Annotated in this window: 20 protein-coding genes; 11 read left to right on the top strand and 9 right to left on the bottom strand. The window is 68.5% G+C overall.

All coding sequences use genetic code 11. From position 1 onward, the window contains the following. Positions 1–462: 462 nt before the first annotated feature. The 4 genes from prmC to MKK88_RS32735 form a co-directional block, all read right to left on the bottom strand. Entirely contained in the window at positions 463–1,377 is a 915-nt protein-coding gene (gene prmC, locus MKK88_RS32750) for a peptide chain release factor N(5)-glutamine methyltransferase (RefSeq protein WP_244007795.1), read from the bottom strand. 8 nt (positions 1,378–1,385) lie between these two features. Continuing rightward, positions 1,386–2,471, bottom strand: coding sequence for a peptide chain release factor 1 (gene prfA / locus MKK88_RS32745; protein WP_244007792.1), 1,086 nt, complete (start codon positions 2,469–2,471; stop codon positions 1,386–1,388). A 213-nt stretch (positions 2,472–2,684) separates the two neighbouring features. Next, the gene (gene ptsP / locus MKK88_RS32740) at positions 2,685–4,946 is read right to left on the bottom strand and encodes a phosphoenolpyruvate--protein phosphotransferase (protein ID WP_244007790.1); all 2,262 of its coding nucleotides are present in this window, start codon (positions 4,944–4,946) and stop codon (positions 2,685–2,687) included. A 188-nt stretch (positions 4,947–5,134) separates the two neighbouring features. Next, positions 5,135–6,370 carry an aspartate kinase gene (locus MKK88_RS32735; RefSeq protein ID WP_244007788.1) on the bottom strand — a complete coding sequence of 412 codons (1,236 nt, stop codon included), beginning with the start codon at positions 6,368–6,370 and terminating at the stop codon, positions 5,135–5,137. A gap of 207 nt (positions 6,371–6,577) precedes the next feature. On the opposite strand from MKK88_RS32735, the gene ubiG reads away from it, so the two are divergent. From ubiG to MKK88_RS32705, 6 genes are all read left to right on the top strand, one after another. After that, positions 6,578–7,339, top strand: a complete 762-nt coding sequence (ubiG, locus tag MKK88_RS32730) for a bifunctional 2-polyprenyl-6-hydroxyphenol methylase/3-demethylubiquinol 3-O-methyltransferase UbiG (protein ID WP_244007786.1) — start codon at positions 6,578–6,580, stop codon at positions 7,337–7,339. A 46-nt stretch (positions 7,340–7,385) separates the two neighbouring features. Further along, complete coding sequence (locus tag MKK88_RS32725) at positions 7,386–7,955, top strand: YbhB/YbcL family Raf kinase inhibitor-like protein (RefSeq protein WP_244007784.1); 570 nt, start codon at positions 7,386–7,388, stop codon at positions 7,953–7,955. Positions 7,956–8,132: 177 nt separating this feature from the next. After that, on the top strand, positions 8,133–8,711 hold the full coding sequence (locus MKK88_RS32720; RefSeq protein WP_244007783.1) for a PAS domain-containing protein: 579 nt from the start codon (positions 8,133–8,135) through the stop codon (positions 8,709–8,711). Between the two features lie 164 nt (positions 8,712–8,875). Next, positions 8,876–9,001 carry a type B 50S ribosomal protein L36 gene (gene ykgO / locus MKK88_RS32715; RefSeq protein WP_003601867.1) on the top strand — a complete coding sequence of 42 codons (126 nt, stop codon included), beginning with the start codon at positions 8,876–8,878 and terminating at the stop codon, positions 8,999–9,001. A 120-nt stretch (positions 9,002–9,121) separates the two neighbouring features. Next, positions 9,122–9,733, top strand: a complete 612-nt coding sequence (locus MKK88_RS32710; protein ID WP_244007781.1) for a tetratricopeptide repeat protein — start codon at positions 9,122–9,124, stop codon at positions 9,731–9,733. Further along, positions 9,730–10,737 carry an alpha/beta fold hydrolase gene (locus MKK88_RS32705; protein ID WP_244007779.1) on the top strand — a complete coding sequence of 336 codons (1,008 nt, stop codon included), beginning with the start codon at positions 9,730–9,732 and terminating at the stop codon, positions 10,735–10,737. Before MKK88_RS32710 ends, MKK88_RS32705 begins: the two co-directional genes overlap by 4 nt. Positions 10,738–10,878: 141 nt before the next feature. Here MKK88_RS32705 and pyk read toward each other — a convergent pair whose 3' ends face one another. The 3 genes from pyk to MKK88_RS32690 form a co-directional block, all read right to left on the bottom strand. Continuing rightward, positions 10,879–12,315: a pyruvate kinase gene (gene pyk / locus MKK88_RS32700; RefSeq protein ID WP_244007777.1), complete on the bottom strand. Its 1,437-nt coding sequence runs from the start codon at positions 12,313–12,315 to the stop codon at positions 10,879–10,881. A gap of 70 nt (positions 12,316–12,385) precedes the next feature. Next, a complete protein-coding gene (locus MKK88_RS32695) occupies positions 12,386–12,868 on the bottom strand; it encodes a DUF1036 domain-containing protein (protein WP_244007775.1) in 483 nt (160 codons plus the stop codon). After that, entirely contained in the window at positions 12,834–14,153 is a 1,320-nt protein-coding gene (locus tag MKK88_RS32690; protein WP_244007773.1) for a glycerate kinase, read from the bottom strand. The genes MKK88_RS32695 and MKK88_RS32690 overlap by 35 nt, the downstream gene beginning before the upstream one ends. Before the next feature lie 178 nt (positions 14,154–14,331). Between MKK88_RS32690 and MKK88_RS32685 the strand changes: the two genes are divergently transcribed. From MKK88_RS32685 to MKK88_RS32675, 3 genes are all read left to right on the top strand, one after another. Then, complete coding sequence (locus MKK88_RS32685; protein ID WP_244007771.1) at positions 14,332–15,093, top strand: N-formylglutamate amidohydrolase; 762 nt, start codon at positions 14,332–14,334, stop codon at positions 15,091–15,093. Between the two features lie 60 nt (positions 15,094–15,153). Next, positions 15,154–15,462, top strand: coding sequence for a DUF1244 domain-containing protein (locus MKK88_RS32680; protein ID WP_244007769.1), 309 nt, complete (start codon positions 15,154–15,156; stop codon positions 15,460–15,462). A 103-nt stretch (positions 15,463–15,565) separates the two neighbouring features. After that, positions 15,566–15,844 carry a DUF2312 domain-containing protein gene (locus tag MKK88_RS32675; protein ID WP_026604676.1) on the top strand — a complete coding sequence of 93 codons (279 nt, stop codon included), beginning with the start codon at positions 15,566–15,568 and terminating at the stop codon, positions 15,842–15,844. A 59-nt stretch (positions 15,845–15,903) separates the two neighbouring features. On the opposite strand, the gene MKK88_RS32670 is transcribed toward MKK88_RS32675, so the two are convergent. After that, on the bottom strand, positions 15,904–17,736 hold the full coding sequence (locus tag MKK88_RS32670) for an alkaline phosphatase family protein (RefSeq protein WP_244007767.1): 1,833 nt from the start codon (positions 17,734–17,736) through the stop codon (positions 15,904–15,906). 218 nt (positions 17,737–17,954) lie between these two features. Beyond that, positions 17,955–18,992: an aspartate-semialdehyde dehydrogenase gene (locus MKK88_RS32665; protein WP_244007765.1), complete on the bottom strand. Its 1,038-nt coding sequence runs from the start codon at positions 18,990–18,992 to the stop codon at positions 17,955–17,957. A gap of 416 nt (positions 18,993–19,408) precedes the next feature. Here MKK88_RS32665 and MKK88_RS32660 point away from each other — a divergent pair, with 416 nt between their 5' ends. Together MKK88_RS32660 and MKK88_RS32655 are read left to right on the top strand one after the other, a co-directional pair. Then, entirely contained in the window at positions 19,409–20,161 is a 753-nt protein-coding gene (locus MKK88_RS32660; RefSeq protein ID WP_244007763.1) for a hypothetical protein, read from the top strand. 136 nt (positions 20,162–20,297) lie between these two features. After that, positions 20,298–20,714, top strand: coding sequence for a hypothetical protein (locus tag MKK88_RS32655; RefSeq protein ID WP_244007761.1), 417 nt, complete (start codon positions 20,298–20,300; stop codon positions 20,712–20,714). Positions 20,715–20,747: the final 33 nt, after the last annotated feature.

Here is a 20,747-nt window from a genome sequence, read left to right as displayed (position 1 = left end):
ATGACCCTCGTTCACGCAAACGACTGTCTTCGGAGGCGCCCGTTCGGGATCTCGAAACGCACACCGGTCAAGCGCACCCGGCGGCGCTGCGCGTGCGGCCGCACTGCGACCCTCGCGACTGTCTGACCATCCCTCGCACCGTGCGCCCGGGCTAGGCACCGGAAACCAGCTGATTGTCAGGCTCGAATGCTGCTAGACCGCCGCGCTGCCACGCGCGCCCTGGTCCAACGGTTTGGGGATCAGCGAACCCATCGGCGACCTGTGGTCGTCACCGACCATAGCGTTGTCCGTCTTAACGAACCGTTCGCGATCTTCAAGACGACACTAGCGTTCCCCGGCTCAGGCAACAAGCATTTTTTCGACGGCGTCACTTTCTGCCGAAGTGGCCTGCGGTTCGGTGAAACAGCGCCCGACAATATAGCCTCGGCGCCGAGCCGAATTGCGATGCGATCGGGCGGGGATCTAGCGCGCGAGGATCCTGACGTGGGGATTCCCACCGCCTTTGGAAAGACCGAAAGACAAAACGCGGTCGTTGCCCGCGAGATCGCGCGTGAGGCCGTGATCCACGAAGCCGGTCGCAGCGGCGAGATCGCGCACGACCGCCCCCTGATCGAAGCCGATTTCGACGATCAGCGTCCCCTCCGGAGCGAGAAGCCCCTGCGTGCGAACACCCTCGAGGATGCGCCGGTAGGCGTCGAGACCATCGGGCCCGCCATCGAGGGCAGCCCTTGGATCATGCGTCCGGACTTCCCGATGCAACGTCGGGATCACGTCCCGCGCGATGTAGGGCGGGTTCGACACCAAGAGGTCGAAGGAACCCGTTACCGCGTCGCACCAGTCCGAAACAGCGACGGCAGACCGCCCGGCGAGCCCGTTCGCCGCGAGGTTGTAGCGCGCGATGGCGAGCGCCGCAGCCGAACGGTCGAGGCCGATGCCGAAGGCCCGGGGTAACTCACTCAAGAGTGCCGCCAGAATACAACCAGAACCCGTGCCGAGGTCGAGGCACCGCAGCGGCGCATGCCGGTCCGCGATGGTCGCCAGCGCGGCCGCGACCAGGATTTCGGTATCGGGCCGTGGGACGAGAGTCTCGGGGCCGAGCCGGATGGGCAGACCCCAGAACTCCCAAGCGCCCAGGATGCGGGCAACCGGCTCGCCGGAGAGCCGCCGGACCAGGGCGGCATCCAGGGCCGCCGCTTCGCTATCATGGAGGGGACAATCCCCGGCCAGGAGGAGATCGCGACCTTCGAGTCCGAGGATTCCGAGCACCAGGAAGCGGGCATCGACCGCCGCTTCGGCAAGGCCGCCGGCTTCCAGAACGGCCGCGCAGTGTCGCAGCGCCGCCCGGCGGGACAGACCCAGGTTCGACCCCGTTGTCACGGCGCCGCTCAGGCCATGCCTTCGGCGGCCAGGAGTTCCGCCTGATGCTCGGTGATGAGGGCGTCCACCACCTCGTCGAGGGCGGTGCCGGCCATCACCTCCTCGAGCTTGTAGAGGGTCAGGTTGATCCGGTGGTCGGTCACGCGGCCTTGCGGGAAGTTGTAAGTCCGGATCCGCTCGCTGCGATCACCCGAGCCGACCTGCGCCTTGCGGTCGGCCGCGCGGGCGGAATCCTTCGCGTTCCGCTCGGCCTCGTAGAGCCGGGCGCGCAGCAGCGCCATGGCACGGGCGCGGTTCTTGTGCTGCGACCGCTCCTCCTGGACGAACACCACGATGCCAGTTGGCAGATGGGTGATGCGGATCGCCGACTCCGTCTTGTTCACGTGCTGGCCGCCCGCGCCCTGGGCGCGCATCGTGTCGATCTTCAGATCCGCGTCGTTGACATGGATATCGACCTCTTCGGCCTCGGGCAGCACGGCGACGGTGGCGGCCGAGGTATGGATGCGCCCCTGCGTCTCGGTATCGGGCACGCGTTGCACCCGGTGGGCGCCGCTCTCGTATTTGAGGCGCGCGAACACGCCCCGTCCCTTCACCTCGGCCACGACCTCGCGAAAACCGCCCACCGTACCCTCGCTCTCCGAGATCACTTCGACCCGCCAGCCCTTCGACTCAGCGTATCTGGCGTACATCCGGAACAGGTCGCCGGCGAACAGGGCCGCCTCGTCGCCGCCGGTGCCGGCCCGAACTTCCAGGATGGCGCTCTTCTCGTCCGCGGCGTCCTTCGGCAACAGCAGGAACTGCAAGTCGCGATGTGCCAACTCGAGCGCAGCCTGCGCCTCCGGCTTCTCCTCGGCGGCGAGCGCCCGCATCTCGGAATCCGTGCCGGGCTCATCGATCAAAGCCTCGACGCCGGCGAGATTCTCCAGGGAGGTTCGATAGTGGCGGATGGCCGCCACGACCGGATCGAGGTCCGACAGCTCGCGCGAGAGCTGGACCACGATGTCCGGATCGCCCTCACCGGAGGCGAGCTGTGCGGTGACGATATCGTGCCGCGCCAGGATGGCGTCGAGGCGCTCGGTGGGAAAGGGGATCATCGCCCGTGTTTCTAGAGCTCTGTGCGCGGCGTCCCGGTCGGGGCGCGGATCACGTCTCGGACGCGGAAAGGTTTTGGTCGGCAGGTTCGAGACCCGGCGTCCAGTCCTTCCCCCCACGTCTCCCGTTCGAGAGCGGAAACCGCAGCGCGCCGCCCGAGAGCGTCGTGGCGTTGCCGTACAACCCCGGCCGGATATCCGGCAAGGGTTGAGACTCTAGATAGGCACGCCGTGGGCATGCGCGAAGGCCGTGAGGGCCGGGCGCAGGGAATCGCCGTCGTGCATCCTGGCCATCTCGGTGTCGATGAGGGCGGCGACCGCCGCAGCATCGAGGCTCAGCACCATCGCCTTGACCGGGCCGATTGCGGCCGGCGACATCGACAGGTCCCGATAGCCGAGGCCGATCAGCGCCATTGCGTCGAGGGGCCGTCCCCCGATCTCGCCACAGACCGTCACCGGGCAGCCTGCGGCGTTCGCCCGCTCGACGATCAGCCGGAACGCTCGGAGCGCCGCGACGCTGAGCGGATCGAATCGGTTGGCCACCCGGCGATTCTCGCGATCGACCGCGAACAGGAACTGCATCAGATCGTTCGAGCCGACGGAGAGAAAATCCGCTTCCTTGGCGATCTCGTCGATCTGGAACAGGAGCGAGGGTACCTCGATCATCGCACCCAGCCGGCAATCGACCGGGAGCTGGTAGCCGTGGCGCTTGAGATAGGCCTTCTCGCGCTCGACGATGCCGCGGGCGCGGACGAACTCGTCCACGGTGGCGACCATCGGGAACATGATCTTGAGCGGATCGCCGTTCGCAGCCTTCAGGAGCGCGCGAAGCTGCATCCGCAGCAAAGCCGGCCGGTCCAGACCGATGCGGATCGCCCGCCAGCCCAGCGCCGGGTTCTCCTCCTCGAGCTTGGCCATGTAGGGCAGGATCTTGTCGCCGCCGATATCGAGGGTGCGCACCGTGACGGGCTTGCCCTTCGACGCAGCGAACACCTTCCGGTACAGTTCCTGCTGCTCCGCGGCCGAGGGCATGCGCTGCGCCACCATGAATTGCAGCTCTGTGCGGAACAGGCCGACGCCCTCGGCGCCGGTCTCCTTCAGGTGGCTGAAATCGACCAGCAACCCTGCATTGAGATGCAGGCCGACTCGAAGCCCGTCCCGGGTTTGGGCCGGGACGTCTCGCAGAGCACGGTACTGCTCCTGCCGGCGGGCGCGCAGGCGCACCATCTCGGCATAGGCTGCTTCGACCTCCGGGCCGGGCCGGACATGGATTTCGCCCGCCACGCCGTCGACGATGATGGCGTCGCCGGCGTCGCAGAGCGCCGTCGCGTTCTCCACCTCGCCGACTGCCGGAATCCCCAGCGCCCGGGCGACGATCGCCACGTGGCTGGTCGGACCGCCCTCCTCCAGTACGATGCCCCGCAGGGTCGAGGCTTCGTAGTCGAGGAGCGCGGCCGGCCCCATGGTCCGCGCCACCAGGATGGCGTTTTCCGGCAGCACCAGCACCCCGGCCGCGCCCGGGCCGATCAGGGCTCGCAGGAGCCGGTTGGCGAGATCGTCGAGATCGTGCAGCCGCTCGCGCAGGTACGGGTCGGACTGGCGCATCATCCTGGCGCGGTTGTCCGACTGGACCCGTTCGACCGCCGCTTCCGCGGTCAAGCCGGAGGCCACCGCCTCGCGCATCCGTCGGAGCCAGCCCTTGTCGTGGGCGAACATCCGGACGGTCTCCAGCACCTCGCGGGATTCCGCCGTGCCAATCCGGTCACCGCGCTCCACCAGGGCGTCGATCGCCGAGCGCACCTCTTCGATCGCCTCGTCGAGGCGGGCGACCTCGCGCTCGACGTTCTCGGCGATCAGCGTCTTCACGACGACGCGGGGCTCGTGCAGCACCACGTAGCCGAGGCCGATCCCATCAGCCAGCGCGATGCCCCGGGCCAGGACCGGGCGCCGGGCGGCCGTGCCGGCATCCGGGGCCAGACCCTCCAGTTCGCCCGAGGCGATCATCTCCGACAGCACCATGGCGGTGGTCTGGAGCGCCTCGATCTCCTCCTCGGAATAGACGCGGTAGGTCTTGTTCTGGACTGTCAGGACGCCGAGCGTGTTGCCGGCGCGCAGCAGCGGCACACCGAGAAAGGCGTGATAGGCCTCTTCACCGGTTTCCGGCCGGTACGAGAAGGCCGGGTGGTTCTGGGCGTCGGACAGGGAGAGCGGTTCGGCCGTGCGGGCGATCAGGCCGACGAGGCCCTCGTCGGCGCGCATGCGGGTCTGGTGGACCGCCTCGCGGTTCAGGCCCTCGGTGGCGAACAACTCAAGGGTGTTGTCATCGCGCAGCACATAGACCGAGCAGACCTCGGCCACGACATTGGCGGCGATCAGGACGACGATGCGGTCAAGCCGTGCCTGGGGGCTGACCGGCTCCGCCATCGCTTCGCGAAGGCGGCGCAGCAGCAGGCGCGGGCCTCCGGGCGCAGCGGGCATCGTTTCGTCGTTCCAGTGTCGGTGAGTGGCCTTGGCGTCGACCACCCTGCAACCTTGGCGCCAGCTCGGGACCGCCGGCGCCGGATGGACCGTGCCGCACACTCCAGAGGCGCTCTGGGATCAGCGAAACGGACCGCGACTGTTCAGCTCACACCACGCGCCCGGATCGAACCCGCGTCGTCCCAGGCTCAGGCCTGATCCAGGCCGTATAGCGAGTGGAGCGTGCGCACGGCAAGCTCTGTGTAGGCGGCCTCGATCAAAACAGAGAACTTGATCTCCGAGGTGGTGATCGCGCGGATGTTGATTCCCTTCTCGGCCAGCGACCGGAAGGCCTTCGCGGCGACGCCGGCATGGCTGCGCATACCGACGCCGATCGCCGAGACCTTCACAACATCGGTAGCGCCCTCGATCTGCGCGTAGCCAATGTGGGTCCGCGCCTCGTCGAGGATCGCCCGGGACCGCTCGTAATCCGAGGCCGGTACCGTGAAGGTCATGTCGGTGGTCGACTGATCGCCCGACACGGTCTGGATGATCATGTCGACGTTGATGTTGGCGTCGGCCAGCGGCCCGAAGATCGCGGCGGCGACGCCGGGGCTGTCCTTGACCTTGCGCAGGGTGATCTGCGCCTCGTCCCGGGAGAAGGCGATCCCGGTGATGATCTGCTGTTCCACGATGTCGTCCTCGTCGCAGATGAGGGTGCCCGGGCGCGCGGCGTCCGGCGGATCGAAGGAGGAGCGCACCGTCGTCGGCACCCGGTGAACCATAGCAAGCTCCACCGAGCGCACCTGAAGCACCTTGGCCCCCAGCGAGGCCATCTCCAGCATCTCCTCGAAGGTCACCCGCTCCATGCGGCGGGCCTTCGGCACGATGCGCGGATCCGTGGTGTAGACCCCGTCCACGTCCGTGTAGATATCGCAGCGCTCGGCGCCGATCGCGGCGGCCACTGCGACCGCTGAGGTGTCGGATCCACCGCGGCCCAAAGTCGTCACCCGGCCGGTCTCGGCGTGGATGCCCTGGAAGCCCGAGATCACCGCGACTTCGCCCTTGGCAAAGCCGGCCTCCAGATTCTTCGGGTCGATCTCGGCGATGCGGGCCGACCCATGGGCATCCGAGGTCACCACCGGGATCTGCCAGCCCTGCCAGGAACGGGCTTTCAGTCCGTCCTTTTGGAGCGCGATCGCCAGAAGGCCGGCCGTCACCAGCTCGCCCGAGGCGACGACCGCGTCGTATTCCCGGGGATCGTAGAGCGGGTTGGCATCCTTGACCCAGTCGACCAGCTCGTTGGTCTTGCCCGACATGGCCGAGACGATCACGGCAACCTCGTAGCCGGCCGCGACCTCGCGGGCGACGTGGCGCGCGACGTTGCGGATGCGGTCGACGTTGGCGACGGAGGTGCCGCCGAATTTCATCACCAGACGGGGCATGGTCTCTCGATCGCGGGGTCCCGATGGCGCGGGTTTTTCGGAGGCGGCGGGACGGGACCGAAGCAGGCCCATCCGAAGGGTGCTGGGCGGGTACAAGCGGCTCGGTAAGGTGTCAACAACCGGCCAAGCATGACGCCTACGCGCCGCGGCGACTCAACCAGCACCGTCGTGCTAAGGCGCGGCCGGAAGTTCGAGGACGGAACGCTTATGGACAGGGCAGCCACGGAGAGCGGCAGCGGGGGCTTCGTCGATCGCGGCGAGGTCGCCCGGTTCGATGCGCTCGCCGCCACGTGGTGGGACGAGACCGGCCCGATGCGGGTCCTACACCGCTTCAATCCGGTGCGGCTCGCCTATATCCGCGACGCGCTCTGCCGCCATTATGGGCGCGATCCGCGCGCACCCTTTCCGCTCGATGGCCTGACGATCTGCGATGTCGGCTGTGGCGGCGGTGTGCTCTCCGAGCCGCTGGCCCGGCTCGGGGCGACCGTGACGGGGCTGGATCCGGCCGAACAGAACATGGCGGTGGCGCGGGCCCATGCCGAGGCCGCGGACGTGCCGGTCATCTACCGCGGCGAGACGATCGAGGCGGTGGTGGCGGGTGGCGAGCGTTTCGACGCCGTACTGATCATGGAGGTGGTCGAGCATGTCTCGGACATGCCGGCCTTCGTGCGTACGGCCTGCGCGGCAGTGAAGCCCGGCGGCATGCTGTTCGCCGCGACCCTGAATCGGACGATGCGCTCCTTCGCGCTCGCGATCGTCGGCGCCGAGTACGTCCTCGGGTGGCTGCCGCGCGGCACGCATGACTGGGAAAAGTTCGTGAGGCCGGACGAGCTTAGCCGCGCCATCCGGGCGGGAGGGCTGGCGGTGACGGACACGACGGGGGTCGTCTACAATCCCCTCACCGACGGCTGGCGCACCGGCCGGGACACCGCGGTGAACTACATGGTCGCAGCCGAGCATCGCGACTGAACCGAACGCCGCCTTTGCCGTTGGCACCGCGGCGGAGACGGTGGCAATGCTTGAAAAGATACCGCGTGTGGTGGGTGAGGCCCTGTCGGGCCTGAAGGCCGGCGCCGAGAAGGCGGCCTTTCACGAAGCCTTCCCGGATGTTCCGGCGTCGCTCACGCTGAGCAGTCCCGCCTTTGCCGATGGGGCCACGATGCCGGCCCGTTTCACCGCGGATGGCGAGGGCGTGTCGCCGCCGCTCGCCTGGAGCGGCCTGCCGCCGGAGACCGCCTCCGTGGTGCTCCTAGTGGAGGATGCCGGAAGTCCGACGCCGCATCCGCTGGTTCATCTGATCGTCTGGAATCTCACCGCCGATCGAACCGGACTCGTTGAGGGCGCCGTCTCGCGGCCCGCGTCCGATGCTGATGTCCCGCTCGGGCAAAACAGCTTCCTGCAAACCGCTTGGCTTCCGCCGGATCCGCCCAACGGCCACGGCCAGCATGCTTACCTGTTTCAGATTTACGCCCTGCGGCAGACCCTAGACCTCGCGGAGAACCCGGGCCGCGGCGCTCTCCTGAGCGCGATGCATGGTCTAGTCGCCGCCAAGGGCTTACTGGTTGGACTTTACGCTCGCGGTTAAATGTCGATGCCTGTCGCAGAATACGGGCAGACAACTGTTGCGCCGCGTTGTGCCACGTTTTCCGAGCCTCTAACATTCCCGGTCGATACCCCGGGGGCGGGTAGCACCTTCGAAGCGTAATAGGAGAGCGGGCCTGTGGGGGTCGACGCGCGGCCGAGGCGACGGGGCAGTGAGAGCGTGGCACGTGCCCTCGCCGCCTCGGATGTCGGCACCTGGGAATGGCATCGGGGCGACGGGATCCTGCGCTGCGACGCAGTCGCGGCGGCGATGTTGGGGCTGCCCCGTGCCCGCGGTGACCGGGGCGGGACCTTCCCGTTGCTCCTCGATCGTATTCATCCTGAGGATCACCAGCGGATCGATTCGCTGATCGACGGCCTCCGTCGGCTGGGCGGCCTGTTCGTGGCCCAGTTCCGGACGGTTCCTGAGACGGACGATGTGCGGTGGGTCCTAGCGCGTGGGCGCTTCAATCGCAACAGCGAGGGCTTGGTTCACGAGGCGCGCGGGATCGTCATCGATGTGACTGCCAGCAGCCAAGACGGCTTCCTCGTCGAGGCCGCCTTCTCGGCCACGGACACCGCAACGGGTGGAATCGATCGGGTGGCCGAGCTGGCCCTGATGCTCTTCGAAACGGCCGCCTCGGATCTGCGTCAGGACAAGTTCGATCGGCTGAAGCCGGTGCTCGATGTCTTGCTGCACGAGATCGGGCGGCAGTTGGTCGAGCTGCCGCCGATCGCGCGCCAGGACCTCATCCACTGAGCACCGCGTTCGGGCTACGCCTTGCCTTGCCGGTGGGAATCCTGATATGGCGGCGCCATTCCGCGATGCGTGTGCCGTGATCGCCGGGCGCGAGTGCGCGTCCAGCCCCGCGACGACGTTCCCGATACCCTTTTAATGGACAGCCCTCTGGGCTCGAGAGACCGATGAAGATCCGCAACTCCCTCAAGTCCCTGCGCGGCCGTCACCGCGACAACCAGCTCGTGCGTCGCAAGGGCCGGGTCTACGTGATCAACAAGACCCAGAAGCGCTTCAAGGCCCGCCAGGGCTGAAGCCTGCTGGTCCGATCGCTGTCGGGCAAACACAGCCGCTCCTACCCGGGCGCGGCTGTTTTCGTATGCGCGGCACCGCGGCGCGTTGACGGGTCGATCGGCGGGGCACACTTTGGCGGCATGACGTCGGCCCGCCTCCTCGCTGCCCTGGTTTGCCTCTCGGCCCAGATGCCCACGTCTCTTGCTGCATGGGCAGCGCCGGAGGCGAATCGCGCGGCCCGAGCTGCGCCGGAGGCGAAGCCCGCGCCGAAGCCGCCAAGCCTCGACGACCTGTTCGCCCGGCTGCGCGCCAGCGAGGATCCGGTCGAGGCCAAGGGCATCGCCCGGCTCGTCGAGCGGCGTCTGGCCGGCTCCGGCAGCCCCACCGCCGACCTTCTCAGCGATCGCGCCCGTCAGGCCGTCACGGCTCACGATTTTCCGCTGGCCGCCGAGCTGATGGACCGGGTGACCGCCCTGGAGCCCAACTGGTCCGAGGGCTGGAATCGACGCGCCACGGTGTTCTGGCTCCTGACCGACAAAGATGACGCGATCGGCGACCTGAAGCGCGCGCTAGTCCTGGAGCCGCGCCATTTCGAGGCCTGGGCGGCTTTGGGCCGGATCTACGAATCGCAGGAGGACAAGGCGCGGGCATTGGCGGCCTTCCGCCGGGCCAAGGCGCTCTATCCGCAGATGGACAAGATCGGCGAGGCGATCGACCGCCTCGCGCCGGAGGTCGACGGCCGCGACCTGTGACCCGGGTGCTCGGCGTTCTCCTCACCCTCGTGGTTCTGCCGATCGCAGTGCTGAGCCTCGTCCTGATCGTCGGTGCAGCGGCGACATTGGCCATCTCCTGGCGGATCGGCGCCGCCTACCCGCCGGCCGGTCCCTTCGTGGCGGTGACCGGCGGCCGCCTCGCTACCATCCAGGATGGGCCATCGGATGGCCCTCCGATCGTGCTCCTGCACGGCGCCTCAGCCAATGCATCGGACCCGATGGAGGGGATCGGCCGTCGCCTCGCCGCCCGGGGATTCCGGGTCATCGCCTTTGACCGTCCGGGCTTCGGCTGGAGCGACCGGATCGCCGGCGCCGGGGCCGCCGCACCCGCCGTGCAGGCGCGCCTGATCGCGGAGGCGCTGGCCAATATGGGTGTCGGTCCGGCCATCGTGTTCGGCCATTCCTGGGCGGGTTCACTGGCTCTCGCGCTCGCCCTCGATCATCCCGAGCGGGTCTCGGCGCTCGTCCTGGCGGCGCCCGTCGCCATGCCGATGGCGGACCGGTTGCCCGATCTGCCCTGGTACTGGCGGCTTGCCGTTCAGCCGCCGGTGGCATGGCTGCTCAGCCGCACGGTCGGGCCGCCCCTGGCGCAGCGTTTCCTGCCGGAAGCGGCCCGCCGGGTCTTCACGCCTCAGCCGGAGAGCCCGGATTACCCGGAACGCTCCCGGGCGGCGCTCGTCCTGCGGCCTGAAACGTTGCTCGCCAATGTGCAGGATCTGCTCGGCCTGACGAAGGCGTTGGCCGCCCAGGCCCCGCGCTACGGCGAGATCCGGATGCCCACCCTGGTCATCGCGGGCGAGGCCGACCCGATCGTGCGCAGCGCCGAGCAGGCGGTGCCGCTCGCGCGGGCGCTCCCGGGGGCTCGGCTTATCCTGCTGCCGGGGATCGGCCACATGCTCCAGTACGTGGCCTCTGAGCGCGTAGCGGAGGAGATTGCCAAGCTGTCGACCGGCGCGGCGACTGCAACTCCCGCGGCCCACTGAGGCGCTGTGATCCGAGCCAGCTCCTCAGGGACGCAGGTTCGGGCCGGACGTTCTTGATGAAGCGCGACGCGTCCCCTCTCCCCTCCGCGGGGAAAGGGGGATCTCCGGCCATACGAAGTGTTCAGCGCGTTCGTTGAGCCCTCACGCCTTCTCGGCGTGCTCGCGGGTGATGAAGGTGAGCCGTACGAGGTTCGTCGCCCCGGGCGTGCCAAAGGGCAGGCCGGCCACCACGATCACCCGATCCCCTACGGCCGCAAAGCGCTCGCGGACCGCGAACTTGGCGGCGCGGAACGACATGTCGTCGACGTCGCTGGCGTCCTTGGTCACGATCGGATGGGTGCCCCAAGCCAGCGCCAGACGGCGCGCCGTCTCGCGCCGGGGCGTCAGGGCGATCACCGTGGCGTTCGGGCGCTCGCGCGACAAACGCAGGGCCGTCGAGCCGGAACTCGTCCAGGCCATGATGGCGTCGAGGTCCAACGCATCGACCATCTGGTGTGCCGCCGCCGCGATCGCGTCGTTGGCTGTGTGGTCCGGCGTCGCGCTCTGGGCCCGGATGATCGACCAGTAGAGCGCGTCCCGCTCCACCTGCTCCGCGATCCGGCTCATGGTCTCCACCGCGCCGAGCGGATGCGCCCCCGAGGCGCTTTCGGCCGACAGCATCACGGCATCCGCGCCCTCGTAGACCGCGGTTGCGACATCCGAGACCTCGGCGCGGGTGGGGACCGGCGCCGTGATCATCGATTCGAGCATCTGGGTCGCGACCACGACCGGCTTGCCGAAGCGCCGGGCGCTGCGGGTGATGCGCTTCTGCACGCCCGGCACCTGTTCCAGCGGCATTTCCACGCCGAGATCGCCGCGGGCGACCATCAGGCCGTCAGAGATCTCGATAATCTCGTCGAGCCGGGTCAGCGCCTGCGGCTTCTCGATCTTGGCCATCACCAGGGCGCGCCCGGCGCAGACCTTCTTGACCTCCGCCACATCCTCGGGCCGCTGGACGAACGACACGGCGATCCAGTCGGCACCGGCATTGAGGCCAGCGTCGAGATCCGCCCGATCCTTCTCGGTCATGGCCGGCACCGGGATCACCGTATGCGGCAGCGACACGCCCTTGCGATTGGAGATCCGCCCGCCGACCTCCACCCGGGTCACCGCCCGGTTCTCCGATGTCTCGACCACCGAGAGCCGCAGCTTGCCGTCATCGAGCAGGATCGCGTGGCCGGGCTCCAGGGCCTGGAGGATCTCCGGATGCGGCAGGTGGCAGCGCGCAGAATCGCCGGGCGTCGGATCGCCGTCGAGCACGAAGGTCGCGCCGGCCTCGATCATCGCGGCCCCCTCCGCGAAGGTGCCGAGCCGCAGCTTCGGCCCCTGCAGATCCACCAGGATCCCGATCGGATGCCTCGCCTCGCGCTCGATGGTGCGGATCGCCTCGACCTTCTCGGGCAGCTTCTCCCGGGGGAGATGGCTCATGTTGAGCCGGAATACGTCCACGCCCGCGCGGAACAGCCGCTCGATCATCTCCGGCGAGTCGGAGGCCGGACCCAGGGTGGCGACGATCTTCGTGCGGCGTGAGCGTTTCAAGCGTCTTCCTCCGGTGTTGCGACCGCGCGCCTTACGGCGTCGACGGGTATCGTCATGGGCTGGGCGGCGCCTACGGTTTGGCCGGGGCGTCCGCGCGATTTGGATCGGTCAGCTGGATCGTCCAGCTCTTCTGCTCGCCCGTATCGACCTCGAAGAAGCCGTTCCGGTCGTAGCCCCGTGCCAAGCAATCCTCGATGCCGCGGATCGTGAACTCGGAGTCGCGGGTGCACATGAGCGAGCGCCCGCTCCACTCGCCGCCGCGTGAGTAGTCCACGGCGAAGACGTAGTAGAACCGCGCCGCCAGCGCGCCCTTCAGCAGCGTTTCGCAGGCCTTTGGCGCGAGATCCCACCAGCCCTCCGTGACCCAGCCCTGCGGGTCGCGGTAGCCCAGGGAGATACCGACCTTGCTGCCGGTCTGGTTGCACAGGCGCAGGTCGGCTTTCGCGGGGCTCGCGCCGAGGATCGCGAACCCGAGGGCCGTGAGGACGGGTAAAAGCCTGGCCGCCGGGACACGAACCTTAGTTGACGAGGATGATGCGGCAATCGTTGACATTGGTACAGGTCGGGCCGGGGTTCACGAGGTCGCCGAGGGCCGCGAAGAACGCGGTGGAGTCGTTCTGGTCCAGCATCGCGGCCGGGTCGAGGCCGGCGGCGCGGGCGCGCTCCAGGGTCGTGGGATCGATGATGCCGCCCGCCGGATCGGTGGCGTGCCCGCGGCCGCCATCGGTGCCGTCGGTGTCGGCGCTGATGCCGGAGATGCCCGGCGCCCCCGCGAGCGCCACCGCGAGGGCCATGGCGTATTCCTGATTCGGGCCGCCATTGCCCTCACCCCGAATGGTCACGGTGAGCTCGCCACCGGAGATCAGCGCGACGCGCCGGCCGGACTCCTTGTAGCGCTTGGCCGCGATGGCGTGCTCGGCCGCGACTTCGCGGGCCTCGCCCTCAAGGTCGGCGCCCAGCATCACCGGCTCGTAGCCGGCCACGCGGGCCCCCTCCGCCGCCGCGTTCAAGGCGTCGATCGGGCGGGCGATAATGCGGTATTCCGCCCGGTCGAAGGCCGGATCGCCCGTCTTCGGCGTCTCGTTGTTGGGATCGTTGAGCAGCCGGACTGCCTCTTCCGGCAGCGGGATGCCGCGGCGTTCGCAGATGGCGCGGGCGTCGGCCAGGGTAGACGGGTCGGGCACGGTCGGCCCCGAGGCGATCACCGCCGGATCGTCGAACGGCACGTCCGAGATCGCCAGCGTCAGGATCCGCCGCGCGTTGCGGGCGGCCAGCGCCAGGCGCCCACCCTTGATCCGGGAGATGTGCTTGCGCACCGTGTTGATCTCGCCGATCGGGGCGCCGGAGCGCAGCATCGCGCGGGTGATAGCCTGCTTCTCGGTAAGGGTCAGGTCGCCGGCCGGGGCGATCCAGTTGGCCGAGCCGCCGCCGGAGAGCAGCACCAGAACCTCATCGTCCGGGCCGGCCTCGGTGGCGAGCCGCAGCGCCTCCTTGGTCGCGGCGATGCCGGCCTCGTCCGGGACGGGATGACCCGCTTCGACCATGTGGATCCCCGGCGCGTCCTGGCCGTAGCCGTGGCGTGCCACCGCGAGCCCCAGGATGCGATCGTCGCCGAGCCCGTGCTGCTGCCGGTAGAAGCGGCTCGCCACAGCGCTCATGCTGCCCGCGGCCTTGCCGGCAGCCAGGATGATCAGCCGGCCCGGGCTGGGCGCGGGCAGGTGCGGCGGCAGGGCGAGATCGGGATGGGCCGCCCGAATCGCCGCCGTCAGGAGGCTGTCGAGGAGGGCGCGTTGCGCCCGGATGGCGGGATCGACGGCGGGCGGGGCGGTCTCGGTCATGGCGTCGAACGGGCTCCTCTCTTGACCCGATCGCACGATCCCCGCCCGTTTCTTGCCTGGGCGGCGGGCCCGTTTCTTGCCGTGAGCGCACGATCCTTGGTAGGTGATCTGCCCGAGCCTTCGCCCCACGGCAAGCGCCATCGGCGCCCCCGCACAGATTGGAAGACCTCGGAGCCCCGTGACCTGTCCGGAGATTGAAGCCGCCACCGCTCCGCATCCCTGCGAGATCATACCGGGCAATCCCGGCTGTGGCCTCGTCATCGCCTGCGACCATGCGTCGAACCACGTCCCGCCCGATATCGAACTCGGGCTTCCAGCCTCCGAATTCGCTCGGCACATCGCCTACGATATCGGCGCTGCGGCGGTGACCCGGAGCCTCGCGGCCCAGCTCGGCGCCCCCGCGATCCTCACGAATTTCTCCCGCCTGATCATCGATCCGAATCGCGGCCGCGCCGACCCGACGCTGGTGATGCGCCTCTCCGACGGCGCCGTGGTTCCGGGCAACGCAAAAATCGACGAGGCCGGCAAGCAGGCGCGGATCGCCCGCTTCTACGCGCCGTTCGATGCCGCCATCGACGCGGCGATCACTGCCGCCGAGGCCGTTGGCCGCCCGCCCGCGATCCTGACCATGCACAGTTTCACGCCGTATTGGCGCGGCATCCCAAGACCCTGGCAGGTCGGCATCCTGTACGACCGGGACGAACGCTTCGCCCGCCCGCTGATCACGGCGCTGGAGGTCGATCCGGCCGGGCTGAATGTCGGCGACAACCAGCCCTATGGCGGCGGTTTGCCGGGTGACACGATCGACCGCCACGCCACGGCGCGGGGCCTGCCCAACGCGCTCGTCGAGATTCGCCAGGATCTGATCGCCAGCGAGGCGGGCCAGGATGAGTGGGCCGCGCGTTTCGCCCGCATCCTCCGGCCGCTGATCGCGGCTTGATCCCGGCGCACCCGATTCCGAAATCCTGGGCGTTGTCCCAATCGGAAAGTTATGCACCCAATGAGCGAGATCGACGCCCGCACCCAGACCGAACTCGAAGCCGCCGTGTTTCGCCGGCTCGTGGCGCATCTGCGCACGCGGACCGACGTTCAGAATATCGATCTGATGAATCTGGCGGGCTTCTGCCGGAACTGCCTGTCCAACTGGCTGAAGGACGCTGCCGATGAAACCGGCGTGTCACTGACCAAGGACGCGAGCCGGGAGGCGGTCTACGGTATGCCTTACAGCGAGTGGAAGGCCAAGTATCAGACCGAGGCCAGTGCCGATCAGCAGGCGGGCTTCGCGACCAATCAGGCTCAGGGGCATTGAGACGCCGCGAATCGGTTCAGCTTCCGGTAAGTTCGGCCCGTTAACCACGGGTCAGGGCGCAACTGCGCCGTGTAGTCCGGAGAGCCCCATGAACGCCCATTCGATGCCCACCGCCGCGCAGCGGCCCGGCGGCGACGTCTCGTCGGCCGAGGGCGTGGCCGCCGACGAGCTGAAGCAGTTCATCGAGCGGCTGGAGCGGCTGGAGGAAGAAAAGGCCGGCATCATGGGCGACATCAAGGAGGTGTTCGCCGAGTTGAAGGGCCGGGGCTTCGACGCCAAGGCGGTGCGCACCATCCTGCGGATCCGCAAGCAGGATCACAGCGAGCGCCAGGAGCAGGAGGCCATCCTCGAGCTGTACATGCAGGCCCTCGGCATGGCGTAGGTCGCTTCGCCCGTGCCGGATCTCGCACCCGGCACGGGCGAGCGGCGTCCCGGGGGCCGTCAGTGTGCCCCGGCCGATGCCGGAGGGGATTCGTCGATCAAACCCAGCGTCCGTCCCGGATACCCGGCGCCATCGAAGTAGCGGGTCTCGCCGACCGTCTGATAGCGCAGGACCGTCGCTAGGCCCGTCGCGTCCGGCTGCGAGCGCAGGACGTGCGTGTCCGCCTTGGGCGTCGCGCCATTCGCCAAAGCTTCCGTCAGCACCCGCCCGACCAGCTTGCCCTTGGCGGGGATTGTCAGATCGAGGAGGCGTGCGAGGGTCTGGCCGAGATCGGCATTGCTCGCCGGCACCGGGCTCTCGAGACCGGCGCGGAAGCTCGGTCCGGCGGCACCCATCACGTTGCGCGTGTCGGCCCGCGAGAAGCTGCCGTGCATGCCCTGGCCCTGCTGCAGCGCCGTATCGGAGACCTCGACGCCGCAGGTGGTCGGATCTGCGCACCCGGTCGAGAAACTCCGGAAGTTGACAACGATGGCGGGCATCGGCGTCAGGGCCGAGCCGTCCAGCGCGATGGAGGAAAGGGGCAGCGTCCCCGGGATCGGTCCCAGCGCCGCACTCACGAACAGGCCGCTGACGTAGTCCTGCTTGGACAAGGCGTCGACGACGCGCTGCGCCAGGGACCGGTTGCCATTCGGGATGTAGACGAGATCCGAGCCGCCATTGGCCGCCACCACGACGTCGGGCTTGGCCGGATCCGTGCCGATCAGACCGTTCGCCCGGCTCGGGAAGCTGTCTGCCCCGAGCTTGGCGCCTTTGGCGTCCGGATCGAACAGGGTCAGGCCCAGGGCGTGCGCGATGTCGATGGCGACGAAACCGGGGGGGAGCTGACGGCTCGGCACGCCCTTGTAGCTCTGGGTCGCCGCGAAGCTCGTCGCGCTTTCCTTGGAGATGGTCGAGAAGCCGTGATCCGAGGTCAGGATCACGTCCGTCGTCTCGGCAAGCCCCTGGTCCTTCAGGGCCGCCAGCAGGGTGGCGAGGTTGGTGTCGGCGTTGCGGATGGCCGCGAGGCTGGTCGGGCCGTTGATGCCCGGAACCAGCCGCCCGAGACTGTCGCCCTGGTTGTGCTGGGTTCCGTCCGGATCGCGCGACCAGAAGACCATCACGAAGGGGGTCTTGCGATCCTTGAACAGCGGCAGCACCGCCTTGGTGGCCACATCGGCGAAATAGGCCTGCTGGTCGACGTTGGCGGAGAGCGTCCCCGGCGTCTCGGCATTGCCGGCGGGGCCATTGGCGCCGCGGGTCGGCGCCTGCGCCGGAAGACCGACGGCACCCAGGCGGGCCTTGAACTCGTCGCTCAGGGGAATGCCGCCCGCGCGGCCGGTGCTGTCATCGATCAGGATCGTGTCCCGGCCCGAACGGGCCGTGTGATCGAAGACGAGGGACGGTCCGAGTTTGCCGATGCTCGCGGTCGACAGGCCCTTGGCGTGCGCCGCCCGCAGGATCGTCTCCTCGTTCAGGTAATTGCCGGCGAAATGCTCGTCGACATCGCCGAGGACCGGGTCGTTCTCCAGGAAGGGGGTCAGGCTCTCGCCAGCGCCCGGCACCGGAAAGGCGGTGTAGATCGTGTTCCCGTACTGGCCGGTATCGCCGAGCATGTGCCCCGTCGCCATCGCGGTGGCGTTCGGCATGGTGAAGGTCGGGAACAGGGAGTGGGTGTTGGTGAAGCGCACACCGGACTTCATCAGCCGGTCCATGGTCGGCGCGTTGGCGGCGTTGACCATGCCGTAGCGCAGGCCGTCGGCGATGAAGAGCACGACGTTACGGGGCTCGGCCTGCGCGTTGGTCGCAGCCAGGAATCCGAATCCGATCAGGCAGGAAGTGAGCGCGCGCCGCACGACGAATCTCCGAGTGTTCCGGCGAGCGGCGTGATCTGAGATCGTGACAGGCGCGTGACAGGAGTGCTTGGGGCCGAAGAGTCCCACCTGTCCCCTCCCCCTCGTGGGAGGGGCGGGGGTGGTTGCAGAAGGCACCGCAGCGCTCGATCCTGAGCCACCCCAGCTCCAACTCCTCCCCACAAGGGGGAGGAGAGAGCGCAGCGGGGCGATCGCTGCCCTCAGGCCGCGCGCTTGGCGCGGTTGAGCAGCTTCCGGTTCACCAGCACCTCGGCGATCTGAACAGTGTTCAGCGCCGCGCCCTTGCGCAGGTTGTCCGAGACGCACCAGAAGTTCAGGCCGTTCTCGATGGTCGCGTCCTCGCGGATGCGCGAGATATAGGTCGCATCCTCGCCGGCCGCCTCGTGGGGGGTCATGTAGCCGCCGTTCTCGCGCTTATCGATCACCAGCACGCCGGGGGCGGCGCGCAGGATCTCGGTGGCCTTCTCGGGCGAGAGGGGTCGCTCGAATTCGACGTTCACCGCCTCGGCATGCCCGATGAAGACCGGGACGCGGACGGCGGTCGCCGTCAGCTTGATCTTCGGGTCGAGCATCTTCTTGGTCTCGGCGACCATCTTCCACTCTTCCTTCGTGTAGCCATCCTCCATGAACACATCGATGTGGGGAATGACGTTGAAGGCGATGCGCTTGGTGAACTTGCCGCCTTCCTTGATCTCGCCGGCGGTGAAAACGGCGCGGGTCTGGTTGAACAGCTCGTCCATCGCCTCCTTGCCGGCGCCGGAGACCGACTGGTAGGTCGAGACCACGACGCGCCTGATCGTCGCCGCCTCGTGCAGGGGCTTGAGCGCGACGACCAGCTGCGCGGTCGAGCAGTTCGGATTGGCGATGATGTTGCGCTTGGTGAAGCCCACGATGGCGTCGGCGTTCACTTCGGGCACGATCAGCGGCACGTCGGCGTCGTAGCGGAACGCCGAGGAGTTATCGATCACCACGCAGCCCTGCTGGCCGATCCGGGGCGACCATTCCTTCGAGGTCTCGCCGCCCGCCGACATCAGGCAGATGTCGGTGTCGGAGAAGTCGTAGGAATCGAGCGTTTTGACCTTGAGCGTCTTGTCGCCGAAGGAGACTTCCTGACCCTGGCTGCGGCGCGAGGCCAAAGCCACGACCTCGTCGGCGGGGAAAGCCCGCTCGGCCAGGATATCGAGCATCTCGCGGCCCACGTTACCCGTGGCGCCGACGATGGCGACCTTGTAACCCATCTCTCGTCTCCGCGCGGAAAACCCCGACCGATCCGGGCGCCGCGCCCCCGCCAGACATATCGGCCGAAGGATCGTTCGTGCCGGACAGCGCCCGCCAAACGGGCGCGGCCGCAGACCCCGTCCTCATCCGAGGTGGGATCGACGGCCTCTTCGAGCAAGGCGCGCATGAACGAGCGCTGTCAAGATAAAGAGCCGCGCAACGATCGATTCACCCTGACCCGGGGAATCCGGTGACGATGTCGAGATCGCCAGGGGAATTCAATCCTTCCGTCTGACGATGGCGGACGAACCAGGAGGTTCGCTGTCCGTGGGGTATCAGGGTGGCTGGATCGGGCGAGGCATTGGACGGGGATGATCCCGCCTGGGGCGTGGCGAGTCTCCCGGGTCGGGTGACACTGTCATCCGGCGCCCTCGCCATGCGTCTCGTTCTCGCCTCGGCCGTGATCGCCCTGTTGTGCGTCTGCGCGTGGCGTCCGGGCCCCGGACCGGGTTCGCCCAAGCAGCAGCCACCCGCGGCGCTCGCATTGAAGCCCGGGTTCCGACCGACGATACCGGATGCGGCGGCTCCGCCTCCGGTGCCCGTCGCTCTGTTCGACCTTGCGGAACCGGGCATCGGTCCGACCCGCGTCACCGCTGGGATCGACCCGCGCAAGGGCCTGCGCGAAGACGTGTTGAGCCGCGGCGATGTCGCCGCCATCGAGGCCCCGGCGTTCCGGGTGACCCTGACACGTGGTAAAGATGCGGGCGCGGCGCCGACGCTCTTCGTCCTGATGGCCCGGCGTGCTGCGTCCGGTCCTGCCCTCGACCGGCCAGCCCTCGCGGTGGTCCGGACCGGATCGCGCGGCCGGATCCAGACCAAGTTCGGCCCGGTCGATACCCTGGAGGTGACCTTCGGCAGTCCGGTGCCGCGGACCTGTCTGGGCTTCGTCACGCGCGAGGCCGGGTTCCGGCTCGACGGATGGTCCTGCGCGCCGCTCGGCCATCCGCCCGACGCGCAGGCGCTGGCCTGTACGCTCGACGCGTTGAGTCTGGTCGACCTCGCCGACCCAGAGACGATGGCCGCCTTCTCGACGGCGGCCCCCGCCTCCCGTTCCTGTCCCCTGACAAAGGTCGCGGACGTTTCCGGCCGGATCGGGTCGGCCGCGCAACGATCGCGAAATAAAAAATGAGGCGTGAGTGTGGCAAATCGCACAAGCTCAGCCATAAGGGCGGAACAACAGCTTCGCCCAAGCGTCTTATCGTGAAAGGCGTCGAACTGTTAAGCTTCGGTCGCCATACTGGTGGCACTCAAACGCAAGGTTAGCCATGCGCTCGCTTAGGATCGCACTTCTCGGCGTCATCGCCGCCGCCGGTTTCGGCGCCGCTGCGCCGGCCCAGGCGCAGGATGGTTTCGTGCCAGGCCCGATCTATCGGGTCAGCCGTCCGCTTCCGATCCGGGTGCGTCCGCGCAGCTGGCTCGACGCCGGCAACGTGCCGCTGACCTCCAACGTTCCAGGCGCGGGCGGTTCGCGCAACCCGGCCCTGAACCCCTACCTGATCGCCGCCAGCAATTCGCTGCTCCCGCCCTACGGCCCGTCTGATCGCTACGGCCGTGGGATCCTGCCGGATCCGATCACCAATGGACCGTTCATTGGCGCCCGTTCGTCGGCCATCCGCAATGTCGACCTGTCCTTTGTCGATCGACTGGACCCGACGTCGCCGCTCTACGGCCGGCCCTACTAAGCCGATCGATCCGAACCAGGTGACGTTCAAGAG

Source organism: Methylobacterium sp. E-005 (assembly GCF_022829725.1).
GTDB lineage: Bacteria > Pseudomonadota > Alphaproteobacteria > Rhizobiales > Beijerinckiaceae > Methylobacterium.
The sequence above is the reverse complement of the archived record's forward strand: the minus strand, read 5'-3'. Positions and strand labels throughout refer to the sequence as shown.

Coding starts and splice junctions, on each gene's coding strand:
- ubiG (WP_244007786.1), top strand. CDS start 6,578: ATGGACAGGGCAGCCACGGAGAGCGGCAGCGGGGGCTTCGTCGATCGC.
- MKK88_RS32690 (WP_244007773.1), bottom strand. CDS start 14,153: ATGACCGAGACCGCCCCGCCCGCCGTCGATCCCGCCATCCGGGCGCAA.
- prfA (WP_244007792.1), bottom strand. CDS start 2,471: ATGATCCCCTTTCCCACCGAGCGCCTCGACGCCATCCTGGCGCGGCAC.
- ptsP (WP_244007790.1), bottom strand. CDS start 4,946: ATGCCCGCTGCGCCCGGAGGCCCGCGCCTGCTGCTGCGCCGCCTTCGC.
- MKK88_RS32725 (WP_244007784.1), top strand. CDS start 7,386: ATGCTTGAAAAGATACCGCGTGTGGTGGGTGAGGCCCTGTCGGGCCTG.
- MKK88_RS32675 (WP_026604676.1), top strand. CDS start 15,566: ATGCCCACCGCCGCGCAGCGGCCCGGCGGCGACGTCTCGTCGGCCGAG.
- MKK88_RS32710 (WP_244007781.1), top strand. CDS start 9,122: ATGACGTCGGCCCGCCTCCTCGCTGCCCTGGTTTGCCTCTCGGCCCAG.
- MKK88_RS32655 (WP_244007761.1), top strand. CDS start 20,298: ATGCGCTCGCTTAGGATCGCACTTCTCGGCGTCATCGCCGCCGCCGGT.
- MKK88_RS32695 (WP_244007775.1), bottom strand. CDS start 12,868: ATGTCAACGATTGCCGCATCATCCTCGTCAACTAAGGTTCGTGTCCCG.
- MKK88_RS32665 (WP_244007765.1), bottom strand. CDS start 18,992: ATGGGTTACAAGGTCGCCATCGTCGGCGCCACGGGTAACGTGGGCCGC.
- ykgO (WP_003601867.1), top strand. CDS start 8,876: ATGAAGATCCGCAACTCCCTCAAGTCCCTGCGCGGCCGTCACCGCGAC.
- MKK88_RS32735 (WP_244007788.1), bottom strand. CDS start 6,370: ATGCCCCGTCTGGTGATGAAATTCGGCGGCACCTCCGTCGCCAACGTC.
- MKK88_RS32680 (WP_244007769.1), top strand. CDS start 15,154: ATGAGCGAGATCGACGCCCGCACCCAGACCGAACTCGAAGCCGCCGTG.
- MKK88_RS32660 (WP_244007763.1), top strand. CDS start 19,409: ATGCGTCTCGTTCTCGCCTCGGCCGTGATCGCCCTGTTGTGCGTCTGC.